Origin of the sequence: Ktedonosporobacter rubrisoli, assembly GCF_004208415.1 — a bacterium.
Taxonomy (GTDB): domain Bacteria; phylum Chloroflexota; class Ktedonobacteria; order Ktedonobacterales; family Ktedonobacteraceae; genus Ktedonosporobacter; species Ktedonosporobacter rubrisoli.
In genome coordinates, this window is the sequence record NZ_CP035758.1 from 503,560 (window position 1) to 525,624 (window position 22,065).

Consider the following 22,065-nt stretch of genomic DNA (forward strand, 5'->3'; position numbering starts at 1 on the left):
CTGTTCGTTCATCAAGATGTTTCCTCTTGACACCTCTGTGAACATTTGAGAGAATAGGGTACATGAAAACCGTGATTACCGCAAAACTCAAATTGCAGACCACCCCAGAACAGGCAGACCACCCCAGAACAGTTTGCCGCCTTGCGTGCCACACAACTGGCCTATCGGGACTCGCTCAACTACGTGAGTCACTACGCCTTTGCACACGACAAAATGAGCAATAAGGTCAAACTGCAAGAAGGTACCTATGACGTCTTGCGGAGTCGTTTTCATCTGCCTTCGCAAATGGCCTGTAGTGTGCCCAGACAAGTCGGGGCAACCTATAAAGCCCTTTGGAGCAAAGTGAAGCAGAATGCTACCCACCGCAAGGCAAACTACACTAAGAAACGCTACAAGGGATTGGATCAGCCACCCAAGTATGTCTCTCCCACCCTTGATTACCAGTATGGCAAAGACTACTCCTTCAAGAAGGATCAGCACGTCAGTGTGTTGACCCTGCACGGTCGCATCATCCTTGCCTATAGCGGCTATGAAAGGCACGTGGCTCTGATTCAGCATGGAGCCGAGATCGGCGCTGCCAAACTCTGGTATGACAAAGCCAGGAAAACCTTTTATTTGCTGGTTCCTCTCCACATCAACGTCCCTGACCCCATGGCGCAAACCCTGACGGGGATTGTCGGGGTGGATGTCGGCATCAGGTATCTGGCCGTGACCAGTGACACCAAGGGAGCCTGTTCGTTTTATTCTGGCAAGGGGATTGTCCCCAAAGCCACCCATTACGCGAGGCTGAGAAAGCGTCTTCAGAAAAAAGGCACTCGTTCTGCGACAAGGCGACTGGTCGCCATCAGTGGACGAGAGAGACGGCTCAAGCAAGACGCCAATCATCGAGTCTCTGCACACATCGTGAAAACCTCTCCCCACAGTCTTTTTGGTCTGGAACACCTGACGGACATTCGAGAGCGAACGCGACGCAAACGAGGCAAGAAAGCGAGCAGGAAGCAACGCAAGGCCAATGCTGCCTCCTGCAAATGGTCCTTTGCTGAACTGCAAAGTATGATTGCCTATAAAGCCCTCTTGCAGGGCAGTATGGCGATCAAGGTAGATGCTCACTACACCAGCAAGGCTTGCCCGCTGTGTGGTCATACCGCTGATGCGAACCGCCCCAACAACGGCTTGCTCTTTGTCTGTCAGAACTGCCATTACAGCCTGCATGCTGACCTAGTGGGGGCCAGAAATATCACGATGCGCACGTTACTTGCTCGACAAGATTGGGCAAGTACGGGCTCTTTGTCAATGAGCCCTGATGTGTCAAGTGCTGAAATCAAAGCTGCACGTCTTTCGAGATATGCAGAGTTGCGATGGAACTTAGACACAAGCTCCCTGCCTTCAGGCGGGAGTAATTGACTGACAATTGCCCATGACTATTCACTGATTGACTAGAGCGATTCTAGCAATGAGTCAGCAAAAAGAGATTGAGCAAATGGTCAGTTCTTTTCTGTACTAATGGGCAGGGAAATGTCACAGGGGAAAGGTTCCGTCTCTCGTAGGAAATTCGAAGACCATCAAACCACCGTCGTTGCTATAGACAGACTCCTACTAAAGTAGGGATGCCTCCCCATGTTAAAAGCAGCTTCCCCTCCTTTAGCCTGGACAACATCTACGTAACTTTCATAATATTTTCCTACTTTCTTCTCTACGAAGCTTCTACCCGAGACGCTATACTGATGCCCTACCTTGATGAGCTCGCTATCTCTGGGTCAAGCATCCAAATATAAGCATCAAGATAAAAAGATTGAAATCTTTATGAAAGGCACACAAAGTTAATTATGGAAGAACCTGTATCTCTGTCATTCCCTTACCAAAACAAGCGTCACCAATCTAAGCTGCCGAAACACAGGCGAGTTGCCTCCATGTTCATACTTAGCAGTTTTTGTATTGTGTTACTCCTCATGCTTCAAGCTTGTGGGGGTACATCAGGCCAGAAATCGGCTTCTCAACCACAAGAACAACCAACAGACGCGGCTCCGAAGGCCGTTTCAATGACCGATCTTATCCATGACGCCGCACCACCGCAATTTGAGAAGGGGCCATGCGCCTTTAAGGCCAGCATGGAAGAAGGTAAAACGCTTAAATGTGGAGCCCTTATTGTTCCAGAAAATCGGAGCAAAAAAGATAGCAAAATGATCAAGCTGCCCGTTGCCATCTTCAAGCCGGCTTCAGCACCTGCCGACGCGATCCCTTCGATAAGGATGGATGGTGGTCCTGGCGGCTCTTCTCTCAAGGGCCAGGCCGCTCCACTTACTGAAGAGCTCTACGATAAACTTTACGGTGATCAGGTTTGGATTATGTTTGATCAACGCGGCACTGGTTATGCCGAGCCTTATCTCGGCTGCCCTGAGGTTATGCAGGCCAAATATGCAGCGATGCAAGGCCAGGAAGTGCAGGGCGATCCGCAACAACAGTGTCATGATCGCCTGGTTCAGTCCGGGGTTGACCTTAATGGCTACAACACCATCCAAAATGCCGCCGACGTGCGCGATCTTGCCCAGGCTCTGGGCTACAAGCAGGTTAATCTCTACGGAGTCTCCTATGGCTCGCGTCTAACGCTTTCTGTTATGCGTCTCTTCCCTGACATGGTTCGCAGTGCCATCATCGATGGCGTCTATCCTACCCAGATCGAGCATGGCGACGATGTTGATCGTGATGGCGCTATTGAGCGGCTCATTAAGAGTTGTGAACAGAACGAAGCGTGCGCGCACAAGTATCCTCAGTTGCGGCAACATTATGACGAGCTGCTAAGCATGGCTCAGAAAAAACCCTTGAGCTTTCAAGATACAGATCCAGAAACGCAGAAAACTTACCAGGTCTCCCTTGATGGAACATCCTTAAAGGATCAGCTCTTCCAGGATATGTATAGCCCCGACAAGATTCCTGGCTTACCTCTCTGGATTGAGCAGCTCCATGCCGGCAACACCACAACTGCTGCCAAGTATTACGAAATGCCAGATCAGATGATCGATGAGAGCGAGGTAAGATTTGATGAGGCGCCCCAGGAAGCGGTTGCCACTGGCGTCTACAGCTCGATCGAGTGCAGCGAAGATCTGAAGAGCGTTCAGCCAAGATGCAAAATCTGGAATGTCGAGAAGGTGCCCGCCGAGCAGAAGCAGCCGGTCAGCAGTTCCATACCAACCGTAGTGATGAACGGAGCGTTTGATCCTGTCACGCCTCCGGCCTGGGGAGAGATGGCAGCCAAAACCTTGAGCAATAGTACGTCTGTCGAGTTTGCTCCTGGTGGGCATGGGGCCTTGAATACCTTCATGTGCGCAAACCAGATCGCCTACAACTTCTACAAAGATCCAGGCCAGAAACCCGATACTTCGTGCGCTACGCAGGTTCCACCCGTCCAGTTCTCTTAGAGAACATGTAGAGTCTTCTTCCCTCCAACATAAGGCATGGAAAGAGGGAAGAAGCTCTTCTTTAGGAAGGATAGGCCGCAATCCTTGGCCTTTCTACGCCAGGTGTCATTTAGCCTGACTCCTCACGGGTCAGGTCTGGCGATAGGGGAAAGAAGCGGCAAGCCTCGTCATAAACTAGTCCTCGCGTGCAAGCATCCATTGTTTTTACTCAAATTTTCAGTCACCACAAATATACACAGAACGTATTTAAAGATCAACCCCAATCTTGCCGTGAGCGACAAAAAGAGCTATAATGCATCCATGGAACAGACACTGGGACGGCGTGAGCGCAAAAAGCAGCAGACCAGGCAACAGATCGCGGCTGCGGCCCTGCAGCTCTTTCTTGAGCAAGGCTTTGATCAGGTGACCGTAGCAGAAGTGGCGGAAGTCGCTGATGTCTCAACAAATACTGTCTATAACTATTTTCCAACTAAAGAGGAGCTCTTTTTTGGGCTCCATCAGCCGATGGAAGCGCACCTGGCAGAACTCCTTCGTCAGCGTGAGCCAGGAGAAGCCTTGATCTCCTTTGTGCGCCGCTACCTGCTCTCCACCCTCGAAAGGCTCTATACAACGACTGCGGAGCAAGATGCTGCCCGGCGACGCGTAATCCAGGTTGTCCAGGCAAGCCCCTCCTTGCAAGCACATAGCCTGCAAATGACCCAATCTATCGAGCATGAAGTAGCACAAGCCCTGGTGGGTGAAATGGGAGCGCAAGCTGATGAGATCGTGCCTCATCTCGTTGCCCATCTCATCCTGACCCTCCATACAAAGCTCTTCGCCGAGTATGATAGGCGGCGATTGCAGGGTCAATCCTCCGCAGAGATCCAGGCCGCGCTCTCGGCTATGGTCAATGCAGGACTTGCCCTACTAGAGCATGGCCTCAATGCTTCCCCATCTTCTGCTTAATTCACCGCGCTATGATAATGGCCATAAAATAAGAGTTCCTGGCGGCTTTTCGCGCCGCCTATGAGCAGGCAGTTGCAGTAAAGAAATATATTCAGCGATGCTATATATACTAATATCTTGTCACCTTTCTTATTAACTGTTAAGCTGAGAGAGGATGGCATCTCCTCTAGCCAAGGGAGACCAGACGCCATCCATATCCCAAATTGGATGAAAAGGGACAGGACAAGTTATGGATATAAACCCATTGCTCTCTCATTCTCAGGAACGTAACTCACCTCTTCCACCACAGGCAACATCAGCAAGCCGTATTCGATATGCTATCGCGCAATCCCTCTCAGACGTAGCTCCCCTCTCTTTCGGCCAGGAGCACGTCTTGACCGGCTCAGCTGCACGAGGGATCGCCGACAAATTCTCCGATATCGAGATGATGTTCTACGCCGAGACGCTTCCTGAGCTATCTGAGCGTGAGCACTGGCTACAATCAGTAGGAGCACGCGACATCGTGCTTGACCAGGAACAACCGGGCGAACAGGAAGTATGGGCCACATTCTATATACAGGATATCTGGGTAGAAGCAGGCTGGCGCGTCATAAATGCACATGAGCAAGATCTTGCCAATATCATTGCCGGAAATGTGACGGCTCACATGGCTCTTATGCTGGCCTGGATTACCACCAACGCGGTTCCCTTGCATAGCCGCGGAGCCCTCACGCGCTGGAAAGAACTGCTAAGGCAATATCCTGACAATCTTCCCCAGAAGATCATTGATGGCGTCAACGAATACTGGACGCAGCCGCAAGGCTTTGCCATTCGCTGGGCCCTACTCAAGCGAGATGAGCCAATGGCCCTGGCTAATCGCCTGCTGGCCGATATCTGGCTTCTCTTGCGCATTCTCTTTGCCATTAATCATGAGTGGGAGCCTGACTGGAAATGGCTGCGCACCGAAACACAACGTTTAAGCATCAAGCCTGCTCACCTCGCCGAGCGGATCAATGCAATCTTTTCTCAGCAGCAGAGCGAATATACCATTGCTGAATATTTGAGGCTGATTCGTGATACCCTGCTTCTGGTTCCGTCTCGTTACGATGTCACGCAGGCCCTGGCCAATGTATATGATAGTCTTCGCATGCATGGTTTTGAAGCATAAGGCAATGTAATATCTCACTTTAGAGTTTGAAGCGCCCACAAATCTCCCAATTGCCTTTTCAGATGTGCCTTGAACTGTGCTGCTGCATCAGCATTAGAAAATGTCGGAATTGCTCCTGCTGGAGGAGACATTCCTCTTTTCGCGACTCTTCGCTGGCCTGCTACCTCCCAAATAGACAAAGTGGGAAGAGCTCCTTCCCTACTCATATACATTCAAGAGCCAGAAGGCTTGAGCGCAATGGTACAATTAAAAAAGTTTCTCGACTAAGAGTTACCTAACGGAGAAACATATCTCGCTTTATACAAGTTACCTAACATAGGTAACATTGTTTCGTAGCGCCTTCGAGGAGCATTTATGCCTAAACAAGTTCCCGCCCATCTCCACTGGTCGGAGGAGAGGCAAGGCTATGAAGTATCGGTTAGCGCTCAGGCAGTCTTCCCGGTCTTCTCCGCCAGTCAGCCAGATTTTCAGAACTGGCTTCACGCGCTAGTCGCGTTCTCCTTTCGGAGCCGCTCGGGTGCACACTGCACGTTTCGCAAAGAAGCTATGCGACGAGGCAAAGAGTACTGGTATGGCTATCGGCGCGTACAAGGCAAGCTCCTCAAACGCTATATAGGCAGAAGCGCCGATCTAACACTTCCCCGCCTGGAAGCTATTGCCGAAGAACTTGCCAATGGGGGTACATCTCCTGCACCTTCACAGCGTAACGCTTTGCTCTCTCTACCCCCTACGGCAGAAGCTCAAGAAGTGCATTCCCGCACGCCAGATCTTTCCTCTACCCAGGCATCCTATCAGCTTCCAGTATTAGAAGCCAGACTTCATCCTCCCTACCTTCCCGCTTCTCTCATCGAGCGTCCAGCTCTACTGGCGCGGCTCGACGCGGCTCCTCATAGTAAGCTCACTCTGCTCGTAGCTCCCGCCGGCTTCGGGAAAACCACGCTCGTCAGCCAGTGGATTACTACCCGCCATCAGGGAGCCTTTCCAGCGGTTGCCTGGGTCTCCCTGGATGTACGAGATAACGATCCTATGCAATTCTGGCGCTATCTCTTCACGGCCTGCCAGAGCTCTCAAGCTGCTACGGGCAAGGCTTCCTTTACTTCTCCCTTCTCAAGAGGGAAATATCCTTTGGAAGGCTTGATGCTGGAGACGATCGTAATCAACTGGCTCAATGCTCTGGCGCAGCAGAAAGATCAGCAATTGCTGATCCTTGATGACTACCATGTTATTAGTACCTCCCTCATCCACGACAGCATTGCATTTGCCCTTGAACATCTTCCCTCCACACTACACCTGATCCTCATCTCACGTACTCAGCCGCCATTACCACTTGCACGTTTACGGGCAAATGCCCAGCTTTGTGAGATTAGTTCTGCAGATCTCCGCTTTTCTCTGCAGGAGACCTCAAACTTTCTCAAGCTGACAGGCACAATTCCTCCATCTCAACTCTCACCGGCCCTGCTTCAACACATTCAGAAGCAGCTAGAGGGGTGGGCTGCCGGGCTCCGCCTGCTGACCCTCACCCTGCAAGAGAAGCACAGCCAGGAAGAGATTGAGCAAGCCCTCGCTAATCTTCAAGGACTTCATCGCCCTTTGCAAGAATATTTTGTTGAAGAAATTCTGCTCTCCCAAACAGAGGCAAGGCAAGAGTTCCTCCTGCGAACAAGCATACTCCCACGTCTGTGCGAGCCACTATGCGCGGCAGTGACGGGACAGCAGAACGGCGAGCAACTGGCAGATCTGGAGAAGGTTGGACTTTTTCTTGAGCGCCAGGAGGGCTCGCAGACGTGGTATCAATACCAGGCTCTCTGGGCTTCAGCCTTGCGCGAGGAGGCCCACCGTCGCCTGGGAGTCGAGACTATAAAGCTTTTGTTCGCGCGCGCTAGCCGCTGGTTTGAGCAAGCAGGATATCTAACAGACGCCATCGAAATGGCCTTACAAGGACAGGATTATGCGCACGCTGCACAACTCATTGTACAGCTCATTAAGCCAGTCTCATTAGCCAGTTTCTCAAGCGCCCATACCTTATATCGCTGGCTAGAGCAACTTCCTGCCGACCTTCTTCGGCTGCACCCTTTGCTGTGTTTGAGCTATGCCTTTGCCCTTACGGCTTGTTCCGAAGATTATCAGCCGCTTTTAGCCGGGACTCTCCCGTTTGAGGAACTCCTACAGCTCGCTGAAGCCGGTTTTCAGGAGGCGAAGAATCTAGCCCGCCTGGGCGAGGCCTTTGCCCTGCGCTCAAGGATCGCCTTCCGCCAGGAGGAGCATGAGCAAGCCGCAGCAAGTGCCAGGCAGGCACTTGTCTGGCTGGCAGAGAAGGAGCAGATGTGGCGAGCTATTGCCCTTGATACTCTCGGCAAAGAGATGTTCTGGAGTGGACAGCTTGAGCACGCACAAGATGCTTTTCTACAGGCCTGTGCCCACTGGGAGATCGTGGGCGATTCAGGAGGCACGCGCGGCACGCTTCTGCAGCTAGGCGTAGTTAGTTTTGAGCAAGGAGCCCTGCACCTGGCCGCTGAGTATCTTCAGCAGGCGCTCTCTATGGCCAAAGAGCAGCATGATAGCTTTGATACCGGGCATGCTTATCTGGGATTGGCCCATGTTTTCTACGCCTGGAATGATCTTGACGCATGTAGAAGGGCGCTTCACGAGGCAGGCGCCACAGGAATACAGCTCCATAATATAGCCCTTCAGGTAGAGGTAGAGCTTCTTGAGCTACGTACTTTGCAGGCACAAGGAAAGGCCAACGAAGCATTACCGCGCTTCATTGCGCTTCTCGCCCGCTTACGGCCAGCGCATGAGCCCTTGCTCTACCGCAAGGTGCTTGTTTCTCAAGCTCGGCTTCAGCTTGCCCTTGATAATCTCTCCGACACGACGTTTGCACCTCTTGCAGTTCAGGACTATGAGCCCGGAAAAGCGTTTCCTCAGTTCCTCAGCGAGCAGGAAGCGCTTCTCCAGATACGCATTCTCCTCAGAGGAGGGCAGATAGACGAGGCACTTTCTCGTCTGCATATCCTGCTTAAGGCGGCGCTGGAAGCCGGGCGTAGACGCAGCGCCTGGGAAATACACATCCTTATGGCTCTTGCCTACGCTCGCCGTAAGCAGGTAGAGGATGCAAGGCACTGGCTCGTGGAAGTTCTCAAACAGACCCGATCCGAAGGATATATGCGCCTGTTTTTAGATGAAGGCCCGGTCGTCGCCTCCCTCCTGCGTTCGCTCATTGCTCATCTCAGGGAAAAATTGTCACTATCCTATCTTCAAATATTGCTTGAAGCGTTCGCAAGCCTACCAGCCGAGCCGGGCCCTCCCGGGCTATCCCCCAGGTCATCTCAGGCTGGCTTCCTCTCACCACAAGAGCTGCGTGTACTGCGCAAGCTCGCGGCTGGCCTCTCGAACGCGGAAATAGCACGAGAACTTGTCGTCTCCATCCACACTATTCGTTCACAGGTACAAAGCATCTATCGTAAGCTCAATGTAGACAATCGCCTCGCCGCCAGCAACGTTGCCCGTCAACTACATCTACTGTAATGGCTCGCTGTGCTTTGAGCCCAAGACCCGAAAAAATTCTGTGACTAAGCCTTCTTCTTCGGAAAAAATCATCTTTGCGGGCGATGCCGGCTCATCCTTTAGCATGTTAAGCTTCCCAGCAGAAATCCGCTAAGTGCCTGTTTGGAAAGCGCGCAGGAAGTGGCTGCTCTCCACTTTGGTGTGCATTCCAAATGACCGCTTAATAAAACTATTATTGCAGTAGAGAAAAGGTTTTCCTATGAGTATAGTAATCGAAGAAAATATCATGGTGCCTATGCGAGATGGCATCAAACTAGCTACTGATGTCTACCGACCGGCCGAGATTGGACAATGGCCCGTGCTGGTAACCCGTGTGCCATACAACAAAGACTTGCGCATCCCTGCGCCCGGCCAGGAGCATAAACGGCTGTTTCTCGAATTGAACCTTGATGTTGAACGCGTCATTGAGGCAGGCTACGTCATCGTCGCTCAGGATACGCGGGGATGCTTTGCTTCCGAAGGTGAGTTTACGCCTGGCCTGTACGAGGAGACCGATGGTTTCGATACAATTGCCTGGGCCGCGCGCCAGCCCTGGTCAAGCGGCAAGGTTGGCATGTATGGCGTCTCTTATCAGGGCTTGACTCAATGGCAGGCCGCCGGCGAGCAACCTGAGGCCTTGCGGGCAATTGCCCCTACCCAATCGCCCGACCCTACCACGCTGGCCTATCAGGGCGGCGCATTTCTGCTGGGTATAGCCCTTTCCTGGACCTTACAAGGGCTGACCGGGGAGCTTCTATGGGACTGGCAGCAAGGACGAATCGGCCCTGCCGAATTTGAAGAAGTTGTGCAAGCCGAGCAAAACATCAAGACGTGGTATGAACGCCTACCGCTTGTAGACATTCCCCTCTTTCGTGACCGCGCGCCTTACTACTTTGAGTGGTTGGCACACCCGAACTTCGATGACTATTGGCGCACTTCCGCACTCCAGACGGTTCCTGAGCATGTAACGATCCCAGCGCTAATTACAGCAGGGTGGTACGACATCTTCTTAAACAAAGACCTGCACTATTATCGCAGCATGAAAGAGCGAGGCGGCAATATTCTCGCACGTCAACAAACTCGCCTGTTGATAGGTCCCTGGCCCCACGGTGACTTTCAGTCAGGTTTTGCCGAACGCAACTATGGAGAGGCAAGCGACGCCATGGAGATGCTGACCACAATGCAAATCCGCTGGTTTGATCACTGGCTCAAAGGTCTGGAGACCGGCCTCGAACGGGAAAAGCCAGTCAAAATCTTTGTGATGGGCATCAATCAGTGGCGCGAAGAGGAGGACTGGCCGCTACCTGATACCCGTTATACCCCTTATTACCTCCACAGTGAAGGGCAGGCTAACACAGCCCAGGGAAATGGCAGGCTTTCGACGCAACTGGCAGGCGAAGAGGCAGAAGATAGCTATTGTTATGATCCACTTCAGCCCGTGCCAACGCTGGGCGGAGCCCTGCTGACCGCAGGAAATGGCCCCCGTGATCAGCGTGAGATCGAGGCGCGCCAGGATGTCCTCTGCTACACAACAGAGCCACTCGAACAGGCAGTTGAGGTAACTGGAACTATCGAATTAGTGCTCTACGTCTCATCTTCAGCACCCGACACCGATTTCACAGGTAAGCTTGTGGATGTTTTCCCTGATGGCTATGCGCAGAATCTTACTGACGGCATTGTGCGAATGCGCTATCGCCAATCCCTGGCGCAACCAGCTCTCATGGAGCATGGGCAGATCTATGAGGTACATATCAACCTGGGAGCAACTTCAAACGTTTTTCTGGCCAATCACCGTATTCGTCTTGAAGTCTCAAGCTCCAATTTTCCACGCTTTGATCGCAACTCTAACACAGGCGGCACGATTGCAACCGAGAGCGCTCAGGATATGCAGCAGGCAATCAATCGGATCTATCACGATAGCCTCCACCCTTCGCACCTGCTCCTACCTCTCATCGAGCGGTCCCAATCCTGAAGAAAGGGTCTAATGATGAAACAGCCTGTAGGAATCAATAAGCTAGTGCTGGCTTTCCTGGTCATGATGGCATTTCTAGATGCGATGGGCTTTACCATTGCAGTTCCTGTTCTGCCCTTTGCTCTGCAGCAGACGGTAAAGGATACCAATGAGGTGGCCCTACTCATTGGTATCCTCTCGGCGCTTTACGCTTTCTGCCAGTTTATTGCTGCGCCTACGCTAGGAATATTGAGCGATCATTTCGGGCGTCGTCCCATCTTATTGCTCTGTTTACTAGGTAGCGCGTTTGGCTACCTGCTGTTTGGCCTTGGGGGTGCAATCTGGGTATTTGTACTCAGCAGAATTATTAATGGGCTAACGGGAGGAAATCTTAGCGTTCTCTCTGCTTATATTGCGGATATGAGTGAGAAGGAGACACGTGCTAGCAACTTTGGCCTGCTCAATGCAGGAACCGGGGCCGGCATATTGCTTGGACCTGTCATAGGAGGCTTCACGGCTTCGCTGAACTATCAACTTCCGTTTTTCATTGCCGCAGGCATAAGCCTGTTGGCTCTGCTCTGGGGATACTTCCTTCTGCCCAAAAGCCTGGACAAGGAGCGAGCTGCGCGAGGACCAATGCGTCTGCAGATGCTGAACCCACTAGTCCCCTTGAGCAACGTGCTCTCCCTGGCCGAGTCACGCAAGCTCTTGCTCTGCACTTTCCTCTACGCGTTCCCTTTTGCGATCTTTGGTACCCTGGAAGTAGTGGTAATTAAAGATAGTATAGGCTGGACTCCCGAGCAAATTGGCTTCTTGATGCCATTAGTCGGGGTTATAGACATTGTTGTTCAAGGAATACTGATCAAACTGCTCCTGACTGCTCTAGGCGAGAAACGTTTACTCATCCTTGGCTTAAGCAGTGTGGGCCTTGGCTACTTGCTTTTTGCTTCGTTTGTCTTTGCTCCATCCCCTCTGCACTTAATCCTGACCATCCTTTTGCTGGCTGGTGGCAGCGGTCTTGTAGAACCACCGCTCAGAAGCTTGCTTTCTGAGACTGCCAGTAAGCATGATCAAGGCCTTATTCAGGGAGGTGGACAGTCGATTCAGGCGCTGGCACAAGTAGCTGGTGCCTTAGCAGGCGGTGCACTCTACGCACATACAGGCCATGCTTCTCCCTTTGGCGTAGGCGCAGGAATGGCTATCCTGAGCATACTCCTGGTTTGGAGAACTGTAGCAGCTTCGCCACAAAAGCGCACCTCCTCATAAAAAAGGAGATCCGCTTTCTGTCGTGAAAGTGAGCAGCATGATAAGGTGCATTGCTCACTACGCGGCGACTAAGGGAATAAGGCTTACTCTGTCTGCGCCTCTCCTTCACTCATCGCACAAGCTGCTCCACTCTCCCACCTACCTTGGCTATAGGAAAAATCCTTGCTACTAATTTTATCTCATCGTGTACAACTATGGCTATAAGAAATCCAAAAATTCGTGATCTACTACCGCTCTTTGGCAGACGCTAAAGCGCACAGCGGCCAGGTAGAAGCAAAGCCAGATTACTGATTATAAGAGTTCCAGCGCTGCTTGACCATAGCAAGCGTTGGGATTCCCTGAAGGCCTGGCTGCTCCACAGCAAAGGATGCTGCGCAATTGGCGAAGTCAATAGCCTGCTCAGGATTTCTATAGCGGTGTATATGAGTCAAAAAGGCAGCAGTAAAAACGTCGCCAGCCCCTGTAGGATCAATTTCATGAGTGAGGTAGGCAGGGAAATGCTGCTTGCTTCCATGCTGAAATAGCGTTGCCCCATGACTGCCATCAGTTGCGATGAGGCAAGGTACAAGTTGGCTCCATCTACTGAGAAGCCCTGCGCTTCCTTCTTGAGCATCTCGTGAAAAAGGCAGCAAATCCTCCCGACTTACGATCAGCACATCGAGAGCCGGAAGAACACGTTCAATCTCCTGCCACAACCTCGGCTGAACATATCCTGTGGCATCAGGCGATCCGAGCCAACCTTGCGGAATAGCCGCCAGTAATGTCGCGGGTTGGCGAGGATAACGCAGTATAATATCTGCGCCAATTTCCTGAGCCTGGACTCCAAAGAGAACAATGGGAGCAGAGAACCACTGTTGCGGAATATCCACTATTGATAATGGTTCACTTTGAACAAGGCAGAAGCGCTCACGGACACCATTGCTGTATCTGTTGGCATAGGTCGTGGTAGACTGAGAAGGGCGAACGGCAAGAGCTACATCTGGAAGAAGGTTTGGCAGCTGCAACGCTATCTCTGGATCGGCACTGGTAACCATGCCAGCGCTTAAACCCAGTCTGCTAGCACAGCAAGTAGCAAAGGTCACAGCGCCGCCTACTGAGAATGAACCATCAGCATGAAGATCACGAGTAACATGTCCAATGGCCAGAAAATCCGGAATATTTTGCATAAAAGACATTTTCCTTAAAATCTATTTCTCGCTTTATCGAAATGGGTAAACTCATATGAGGCTGTTATATCCACCTACGTCAGATGTAATTTCGCTTTGAATTTGCTGTTGTAGTATGTCTATCTGTACGGCAAGCTTCTCCAATTCCCCACGCTCCCGCGCACGATTCCTGGCTCTGGCTATATACTCGCTAGCTTTCGACAAATAGCCAGCTTCTAAGCAAAGCGATGCCATGTGGAGGAGCTGAAAAGGATCTTGCGGATCGAGCTGCGACGACTCTTTCTGAAGCGCTTGCATGGCTCTCCGCTTTGCACGACGCTTTCTGCGACATGACAGGCAGTGCTTAGGAAATGACTGGACATAAAACTTTAAGCGCTCATACCAGTAAAGCTGCTCCCTGGCCTGAAACACGAACGGATTCAGGCAATCCTGACAGGTAACAGTCCGATCAAAATACGCCAGGTAGGGCTCATAATCGCAAAAGGTTTGGTTCCAGGGTTGGCCCTCAATTGCTCTACCTGCTTTTAGACATTCCTCACAGGCCCATTGGAGGCGTCCGGTACGGGCAGCGCTCACAGCCCAATCTCCCTGGCAGATCCAGGTATTTGAGAATACCTGCTGAACAGCGAGCAAGCGGGTCTGGGTTTGAATATTTCGTCGCTTTCCGCAACACGGACATAGAATGACGTGAGAAGCTATACCTTTCTTCTGTGGCTGTACTTTCCCCATAGAGCTCCCGCTGACCTTCTTTCTCTCATCAGACTTCCCAGCTATCTACCCTAATCGCCGGAATTCCTTACTCATTTTACCCCAAAGAAGGTATTGCCAGCTATAGCTCTGTAAAACCCACGGATTGCGCAACGAGACGTCTCGTCTGAGAAAAAACCGTGGGAAATGGCCGCATCAAAAGGGGTGAAGAAGAACGAATGACTAGCTCCTGATTGAGAGGGTTTGGAACAACAGGAATTGAGAAGGAAGGATATCATCAGGAACCTCGGTCAACGCTGCAAAAAAACGCGAGAGCGCCGAACGGGAGGGCAATCGATTACGTTCAAACAAGGCCATGAAGGGAACAGCGAACGGCTGAAGGCTCTCGCAGAACTCTTCCAGGGTACGCTCTCCACTGATCGCGTAGCCGAACAGCACCGCAAGAAAATCGATCACCTCATAGCACCCAAACCGTTGCCGGGCAAAACGCACACGCTCACTGAGTTTGGTGAGCACTCCTTGGTTCTTGAGATGCGTGATCAACACGACTTCCTCGAACTAGGAAGGCGTTGAGGCGACTGATTGCGAAGAGGTCTGAATGTTCACAAAGGGATCCATAAGGCTGGTCATCTGTCTCCTCTCAACTTTGCTTCATCAGATGATCTTTCCCATCGGGAGCCAGTCCATCTTCACGTGTAAGTGTTTGCAAACGGGGCAACTGTCTCATGCTCTCTGGCAATCGGGTCAAAGGATTGCCATCGACGGCAAGGATAAGTAGAGATGAGAGTTGCCCGAGTTCCTCCGGCAAGGTGGTAAGCCTGTTGTGGCTCAGAAACAGATTGCGCAAAGAGCGTAACTGTCCCAGTTCCCTCGGCAGATGTCTGAGACCATTGGCGGAAAGCTCCAGGCTTCGCAGGTTGCGCAACCGCCCAATTTCCGGCGGCAGATCGGTGAGGAAGTTATGGTCCAGATGCAAATACCGCAAGTTGGGTAACTGCCAAAGGGAACTCGGCAACACGGCCAGATGGTTCTGGTCCAGGTGCAGCCGTTCCAGGTGGATCAACTGGCCGATTTCTTCTGGCACCTGACGAAGCTTCGAGCATCGCAGATGCAGGCTGCGCAGATGATTGAGGCGTCCGATCTCCGCTGGCAGGACGGGGCGCTCGAACGAGCTGAGCTTTAATTCGATGAGATGGTAGTGCTCGTCATATTTACAGCGCATCACCCTTTTCGACAGACCAAGCTTGTGAGCAAGCACAGTGATTGTTTCCTGATCGTGTGACTTCTCTCCCATAGGGCACCTCACCTTTCACTTGATCTCGCTCTCCCCATCGTCTCTCCTTGCGAGAGAGAGAGTTTGAAGAGGAGCATTCCCGCCCCCAGAACGCCTACTATCCACGTCATGGCCTGAGAGCAGGAAGACGCCTCTGCCAAACTCCCACCGATCATGCCCCCAATAGCATTGAAGCCAACCAGCGCGACGACGTAGAGTGCCATGGTTCGACTCCGTATCGATTCTGGTGCGAAGAGGTAGAGCTGCGTTTGAACGAGTGCTGATGCAACTGTCCCCAAGAACCCTGCCAGGCAGATCAACAGAAGCGCGAGTCCATAGAAAGACACGTGCGCAAAGAACAGGAGTGCACTTGCCTGCAGGAGGGTAGCCCCAACGATGAATGATGCTTTGCGGCGGATATTGCCCACAGCTCCCAACATGAGACCACTCAGTACTGCTCCCGCACCAGACGCAGTACGAAGCCACCCATATCCATCAGCTCCGACATGAAACTGCGCCTGGGCAAACATCGGCAACAAGACTTGAGAGCCGCCTTGCAGCAGGCTTAGACAGATCGCCATCAAGAGCAGAGTAGGCAGTGGCCGATGTTGGAGGATCGAGCGTAGTCCATCAATCATCTGAGAGATCAGAGGCTGCATCTTCTCTTTTTCAAGAGCCGAAATTCCGTGCAGCCCGAAGAGGGGAAGGAAGACCGCAAGGGTGGAAAGCGCATCGGCAAGAAAGAGGCCAGCCACGCCTACCGGTTGTAGCAGCAAGCCACCCAGGGCAGGACCAACGAGTGAGGCACTGGCAAACATCGTCGCCTGCAAAGCGGTAGCGCTCTGCACGTCTTCTCGCGGTACGAGAGATGGCAAGAGCGTTTGATTCGTTGGGAGGCTAAAGGCAGTGGCAACTCCCACGAGAGAAGCGTGGACACAGAGCATCCAGAGCTGAAGATGGCCACTCACCAGCAGAAAGGCAATGAAGAGGGGCAGGGTTATTTGTACTCCCCTTGCCCATTTGAGCACGATGATGGGGTTGACCTGCTCCGCAAGCATTCCGCTAAAAGGTGGCAAAATGATCATCGGTAGTGCAGAACACAGGCTCAATACTCCCAGTAACAGCACGGAATGAGTCGATTGGATTACCAACCAGGCTGTCCCTATGAGCTGTATTTGCGTGCCAATGTAGGAAACGATCCCACCAAGCCACAAGAGGGTAAAAGGGCGGGAACGCAGAGCAGCAAAACTGAAGCGAACAGGTGTTTGCTCGCGGGTGAGCGTGCGTTTGAACAAGTGGCACCTCCAGCCAACAAGAAGAAGACACGTCAAAACGCATCAACCTCTCCTCTCTGGCATTTTGTTCCATGAGGTGCCTGCTGCACAAGGCAGCGTTCTGTAGCGCTCGGTCCAGACCTGAAACACATCAGCGGAACCCTAGCTACCATCAGTTCATGTACCCCAATCGTACCCAACTTTTGAGAACCTGTCAAGCCTGGAACAAGAAAAGTTCTGATTTCCAGCTTTTCTTCATGTAGAGTAGGGGCCGGTCGCCCATGACTGGGTCGCCCGTACCCCCCTCTCCGAACCAGTACATGCCGTTTGTAGCGGCATACGGCTCTCCACTTTGCCTGAATACTTGCTGCTGAGTTATCGGGACAGCATCAGCACATCCCACTTTCCTCGTCAGTGTTCTTCAGGCTCCGCTAGCTCACTTCCCCCCAGACAGAGTTGGTTTCACGTGTGTTACCACCGCTTATCCCTCTTGTCGATACCGTTTCAACGGTCTGCACAAGCCATTACAGCCGTACGTTGGGTAATATTGAGCTTCCGTCACCATGCAGGGATCACTCCCTGTCTAGGTGATCCCGCATTTTCAGCAGAAACGAGATACAACGTGCTCCAGGCCTTCCGTTCGTTCCTATTTCCTTCGTAATGAAGGTCTGCCAGAAGAGTTGGATAGAGGGGCAGAGATGAGATACTCCCCTATCTTCTGGTCCAGCGTTTCAGTCATCTTTCGCTGGCGTCCGCAAGTAAGCCAGAGGAACTAGAATTCAACCAATTCAGGTTTACCCATACACGCTTTGCACTGACTACCCAGAGCATTGATGACTTGCTCTTACGTAGCCTTTGACCCCAACATGCTACACTCCCCTTTTCCTTTCGGAATTTCAGCCATGTGGCAAGGATAAGTTGGGTGTGCACAAGGCTTTCCAACAGCCCTGATATCTTCCGATACACTCCTTTTCTGCCGCTTATGCGGCGCACCACCTCGTTGCGCAACCCGTGGGTAAAACAGCCTGCGCACCTCTGGGTAGGTATGCTCAGAGGTACTTATTATCTTTTCTCCCGCCTTTTCCAGTTTGCGCAGGCTTGTCTCGTGGCACGGGCAGCAAAGGGGATGATGAGATTGATCAAAGCGTGAAGCTCAATGCTCAGTTTTTTAGGTCTTAGCTTCTATCCGGATTCAAGCAAACCTTCCCAAGCCGGCTGCCTCCAACGCTCTCGCCAGCTTGTCGATACCTGCGCGTATCTCTTGCGGGCCAACGCTGGCATACCCAAGCAGCAGGCCACCCGAAGGCTGTGGAAGAAGGGCATGGGCAGAAAGAGGTACTGTGTCAATCTCATGTGCCTGGGCAAGGCGCCACACCTGCCGATCATCTACACCCTCAGGAAGCCAGCCCATGACATGTAATCCGGTCGGCGTAGGCTCAATCGAGAGCGCACCAGCCAGCTTATGCCGCGCAGCCTCAATAAGGGTGGCTTGGCGCTCTTCATAAATCTGTTTCATGCGTCGAATATGACGTCCAAAATGCCCTTCGTTGAAAAATGCGCTTAGAACTATCTGCTCCATTACTGCCGGCGAGCGCTCGATAGCCTCCCTTCCCCGCGCAAATACCTCTACAAGGGCCTTGGGAACTATCAGATAGGAGAGGCGAAGAGCCGGGAAAAGAACCTTGCTAAAGGTCCCCATATAGAGCACGCGCCCGCTCCGATCCAATCCCTGTAATGCGATCAGTGGCCGTTCACCGTAGCGATACTCGCTATCATAATCATCCTCTAAAATCCAGGATCTGGTTCGTGTGGCCCAGTCAAGCAGAGCCAGGCGGCGGGCCAGGCTCATCGCCACGCCCAGCGGATATTGATGCGACGGAGTTACATAGACAAGGCGAATTTGCGACTGATTTTCTAGCTCTTCAACCCGCAAGCCATGCTGATCTACGGCAACAGGGATTGGAGATGCTCCGGCATCGGTAAGGGCATCGCGAACTGCTGGATAACCAGGATCTTCAACGCAGACCCGCGCACCCGGATCAAGCAGGATCTTGCTTACCAGGGCAACCGTTTGCCGCATACCGGTCATTACCAGCACTTGCGCGGGCTCACAATTCATGCCGCGAACCGTCTTCAGATAACTGGCGATGGCCTGGCGCAAGGGCCAGTAGCCCTGTGCTTCGCCATACGTCAGCAGTTCGGGCCTTGCCGTGCGCCACGCTTGAGCTGCAAGCCTTGCCCACAGATCGGTGGGAAACTCTGCAAGCGCTGGTATACCCAGTTGGAAAGCTCGCATGCGCGGTCCGGCGAAATGCCGATCCTCACGAAGAGCCAGGGAGGCACCCCACTTCGAAAGCTCAGGTTGTGCAGAGCTTGTTGGGATAACTTTACTTGCCCGGCCTACTTGAAGCACATCCTCTGGCAATACGTCTGCCACATAGGTGCCCGAGCCAATCTTCCCTTCCAGGTAGCCTTCAGCGATGAGTTGCTCAAAAGCATTCACCACTGTCTTGCGCGAAACACCCAGTTCTTCCGCCAGTCTGCGCGTCGGAGGCAAACGCGTCCCTCCCTCAAGCTGGCCGGCGAGGATAGCAGAGCGCAGAGCAGCATAGAGCTGACGAAAAAGTGGCAAAGAGTCCCGCCCATCCAGGGCAATATGAAGTCTAGCCACAAGCGATCCTGGCATTGAAACATCCCCTTCATATAAAATTGGTATCCACACTTTACCACAAAATGGAGCTTGTAGGGAGATCATTTGCCATCTAAACTTTGAGCAGCATCAAGTCTTGCCGTGGCAAAGTCAGAGGCATAGATCGTCAATCGGGACCTCTTCTTCGAGGCCCGCCCGGAAAGATCTATTCCTGGGCTCGCTTACAGGTATTCGAAGCATACATAAGGGGAATTTTCATGCCAGAAAATGCACAGAAAGCCATCCACATCACAAAAAGCCAGCCGCATATCAACGAATTGCTTCACCAGCTCCAGGAAGTAGTCGATCTCCAGGCAATCTTTGAGCTGGCAGATTGGGACGCTCAATCCGCTCTACCCGATGGAGCAAGAGAAGCTCGTGCCCATCAAATGGCCTTGCTTCAGGCCCTCATTCATGAACGATTAGCCTCGCCACACCTGGGAAAACTCTTAGGCGCTTTAGAAAAGCTGGCCCCAACTGTTTCTTTTAGCGCAGCAGAGCAAGGCCTGCTTCGGCAAGCGGTTCGCTTGCATCATCAAGCAACCTGCCTACCTGTTCAGCTCATCAAGGAAATCGAGCAGACTCGCATCATCTGCGAGAATGCCTGGAAGCATGCGCGAACCCATAATAACTTTGCCGAGTTTGCTCCATACTTAGAGCGTATGCTCACGCTCCAGCGCAAAAAAGCTGACCATCTTGGCTGGCAAAGCGAGCGCTATGATGCGCTACTGGATCTCTATGAGCCAGGCTGCAGCGTGCACAGATTTGAAAAGCTTGTAGCTCCAATTCGTCAAACCTGCATGGCTCTTTTAGAGCAGATACAGGCAAAATCACAGCAGAGCGAGAGCAGCATGTTTCAGCAAGATTACCCTCAGGAGCGCCTTAAGCAACTGGCCGGCCTCCTCCTTGCAAGCATCAACTATGACCATGCACGTGGTCAGCTGGGCAACTCGGCCCATCCCATGACCACTAGTCTTAGCGCGCCCGTCGATGTACGTTTGAGCGTGCGCAGTAGTGATCTGCTCTCTCTGGTCACTTCGACGTTGCATGAAGGTGGACATGCTCTGTACGCGCAAGGCATGGCGCGGGAGCTGCTCCGCACCACCCTGGCGAGCAAACCCTCACACGGAATTGACGAATCGCAATCGCGCCTGTGGGAAAACGCGATCGGGCGTAGTGATGCGTTCTGGCAAGGCCAGTATCAAAGCCTACAAGCTGTCTTTCCCCAGCCCTTTAGAGAGATCCCCGTCAACGATTTTGTGCGCGCCCTGAATCAGGTCAGGCCGGGGCCGATTCGCACAGTTGCCGATGAAGTGTGCTACAATCTGCACATTTTCGTGCGCTATGAGCTGGAGCGAGGCATGATCAATGGAGATATAGCTGTTGAGTCGTTGCCGCGCCTGTGGAACGAAAAATACCGCACCTATCTCGGCATTGAGCCAGAGAGCGACGCTAACGGAGTGCTTCAGGACATCCACTGGACCAGCACCTTTGGCTACTTCCCAACGTACACCCTTGGCAATCTCTACGCTGCCCAGATCTTCCACGCCCTGCGCACTGCCATCCCTGAGATCGAACCGCGTCTGGCCAGCGGCGAAACTGCGTTTATCCTGGAATGGCTCCAGGAGCACATGTATCGCTTTGGCGCCATCTATGGACCGGAAGAGCTGATGGTGCAGGTGAGCGGTGAAGCTCCCAATCCACGCTATCTCACCGAGTACCTGACCCACAAATTCAGCAAGCTCTATCAGCTTGAGGCAGGAGAAGAACAATAATGCATGCGCTCCCAACAGTAACAACCATCCTTGCTTTTCTGGCCGCCGGGCTCGGCCTCGTCCTCATTCCTGGCCCCAACATGCTTTATATCATCACGCGCAGCCTTGCCCAGGGCAGACGTGCAGGGCTAACCTCAGCGCTTGGCGTGGAAACCGCAACGCTCGTGCATATAATGGTAGCGGCTCTGGGCATCTCAGCTTTGTTGCTCTCATCAACGCTGGCCTTCTCGCTTGTGAAATATGGAGGCGCTATCTATCTGGTGCTCCTTGGCCTCCATACCATATTCATGCATAAGCAGGAACAGACAGAGATCCGCTTGAGCGAAAGCTCGTTCTTGCGCGTCTTCCTACAAGGCATGCTGGTGAATGTGTTGAATCCGAAAACCGCGCTCTTCTTTTTCGCTTTCTTTCCGCAATTTCTCGACCGAACAAGTGGAAACATCAGCGGCCAGGTCTTTTTTCTTGGCGCCTTATTCTTTCTTCTCGCCCTCTGCTGTGACTGCCTGTATGCTCTGCTGGCAGGAACAGCGGGCAAATGGGTCAAAGGAAACAGGCACATGCAGAGACTTACCCCCATTGTGGCGGGTGGCATCTATGTGCTGCTCGGGTTCCTGACAATCCTGCTCAGCCTGGGAAACAGCCGGATCTAACCCAGGTCAACGTGCTCCCACTACAGGCCCTGTGTCACAGCTGCAACACATTTCCGCTTGTGCAGTTGGCCAGGGCTTGAAACGTCTTGAAAGAGCCTGGCAAACTTTCGTAAAATCTGGTCCTCAGACACCTCCAATCAATGCCGGATGAACAGGCAGCACCTCGATGTTCTTGCTTGCAAACAGGATCATTGTAGAAAATGCGCTTGCCATCGTCCTTACGAGTAGAAACAAATTTCTGCTTAAATGGGGATAGCCAGTC

General features: G+C 52.4%; 14 protein-coding genes and 1 pseudogene. 9 read left to right on the forward strand and 6 right to left on the reverse strand.

Annotated features, from left to right (window positions below; translation table 11 throughout):
• Window positions 1-62 precede the first annotated feature (62 nt).
• The 7 genes and pseudogenes from EPA93_RS02295 (at window position 63) to EPA93_RS02325 (ending at window position 12,268) form a co-directional block, all read left to right on the forward strand.
• Window positions 63-1,404 (forward strand): annotated as a pseudogene (locus tag EPA93_RS02295) (RNA-guided endonuclease InsQ/TnpB family protein).
• A gap of 635 nt (window positions 1,405-2,039) precedes the next feature.
• Window positions 2,040-3,416: an alpha/beta hydrolase gene (locus tag EPA93_RS02300; protein ID WP_165422814.1), complete on the forward strand. Its 1,377-nt coding sequence runs from the start codon at window positions 2,040-2,042 to the stop codon at window positions 3,414-3,416.
• Between the two features lie 300 nt (window positions 3,417-3,716).
• Window positions 3,717-4,361, forward strand: coding sequence for a TetR family transcriptional regulator (locus tag EPA93_RS02305; protein ID WP_165422815.1), 645 nt, complete (start codon window positions 3,717-3,719; stop codon window positions 4,359-4,361).
• A gap of 229 nt (window positions 4,362-4,590) precedes the next feature.
• Window positions 4,591-5,508 carry a DUF4037 domain-containing protein gene (locus EPA93_RS02310; protein WP_129885486.1) on the forward strand — a complete coding sequence of 306 codons (918 nt, stop codon included), beginning with the start codon at window positions 4,591-4,593 and terminating at the stop codon, window positions 5,506-5,508.
• 354 nt (window positions 5,509-5,862) lie between these two features.
• On the forward strand, window positions 5,863-9,033 hold the full coding sequence (locus EPA93_RS02315; RefSeq protein ID WP_129885487.1) for a winged helix-turn-helix domain-containing protein: 3,171 nt from the start codon (window positions 5,863-5,865) through the stop codon (window positions 9,031-9,033).
• Between the two features lie 238 nt (window positions 9,034-9,271).
• Window positions 9,272-11,023 carry a CocE/NonD family hydrolase gene (locus EPA93_RS02320; RefSeq protein ID WP_129885488.1) on the forward strand — a complete coding sequence of 584 codons (1,752 nt, stop codon included), beginning with the start codon at window positions 9,272-9,274 and terminating at the stop codon, window positions 11,021-11,023.
• A gap of 12 nt (window positions 11,024-11,035) precedes the next feature.
• Entirely contained in the window at window positions 11,036-12,268 is a 1,233-nt protein-coding gene (locus tag EPA93_RS02325; RefSeq protein ID WP_129885489.1) for an MFS transporter, read from the forward strand.
• Between the two features lie 284 nt (window positions 12,269-12,552).
• Here EPA93_RS02325 and EPA93_RS02330 read toward each other — a convergent pair whose 3' ends face one another.
• From EPA93_RS02330 to pdxR, 6 genes are all read right to left on the reverse strand, one after another.
• Window positions 12,553-13,434, reverse strand: coding sequence for a PfkB family carbohydrate kinase (locus EPA93_RS02330; RefSeq protein ID WP_165422816.1), 882 nt, complete (start codon window positions 13,432-13,434; stop codon window positions 12,553-12,555).
• A 51-nt stretch (window positions 13,435-13,485) separates the two neighbouring features.
• On the reverse strand, window positions 13,486-14,010 hold the full coding sequence (locus EPA93_RS02335; RefSeq protein ID WP_165422817.1) for a zinc-ribbon domain containing protein: 525 nt from the start codon (window positions 14,008-14,010) through the stop codon (window positions 13,486-13,488).
• Between the two features lie 354 nt (window positions 14,011-14,364).
• Window positions 14,365-14,685 carry a hypothetical protein gene (locus tag EPA93_RS02340; RefSeq protein WP_242527305.1) on the reverse strand — a complete coding sequence of 107 codons (321 nt, stop codon included), beginning with the start codon at window positions 14,683-14,685 and terminating at the stop codon, window positions 14,365-14,367.
• Between the two features lie 97 nt (window positions 14,686-14,782).
• Window positions 14,783-15,436: a leucine-rich repeat domain-containing protein gene (locus EPA93_RS02345; protein ID WP_129885492.1), complete on the reverse strand. Its 654-nt coding sequence runs from the start codon at window positions 15,434-15,436 to the stop codon at window positions 14,783-14,785.
• A gap of 8 nt (window positions 15,437-15,444) precedes the next feature.
• On the reverse strand, window positions 15,445-16,710 hold the full coding sequence (locus EPA93_RS02350) for an MFS transporter (RefSeq protein ID WP_165422818.1): 1,266 nt from the start codon (window positions 16,708-16,710) through the stop codon (window positions 15,445-15,447).
• A 1,171-nt stretch (window positions 16,711-17,881) separates the two neighbouring features.
• Window positions 17,882-19,375, reverse strand: a complete 1,494-nt coding sequence (gene pdxR, locus EPA93_RS02355) for a MocR-like pyridoxine biosynthesis transcription factor PdxR (RefSeq protein WP_129885494.1) — start codon at window positions 19,373-19,375, stop codon at window positions 17,882-17,884.
• A 221-nt stretch (window positions 19,376-19,596) separates the two neighbouring features.
• Between pdxR and EPA93_RS02360 the strand changes: the two genes are divergently transcribed.
• Together EPA93_RS02360 and EPA93_RS02365 are read left to right on the forward strand one after the other, a co-directional pair.
• Complete coding sequence (locus tag EPA93_RS02360; RefSeq protein ID WP_129885495.1) at window positions 19,597-21,153, forward strand: carboxypeptidase M32; 1,557 nt, start codon at window positions 19,597-19,599, stop codon at window positions 21,151-21,153.
• Complete coding sequence (locus EPA93_RS02365) at window positions 21,153-21,803, forward strand: LysE family translocator (protein WP_129885496.1); 651 nt, start codon at window positions 21,153-21,155, stop codon at window positions 21,801-21,803. The genes EPA93_RS02360 and EPA93_RS02365 overlap by 1 nt, the downstream gene beginning before the upstream one ends.
• Window positions 21,804-22,065: the final 262 nt, after the last annotated feature.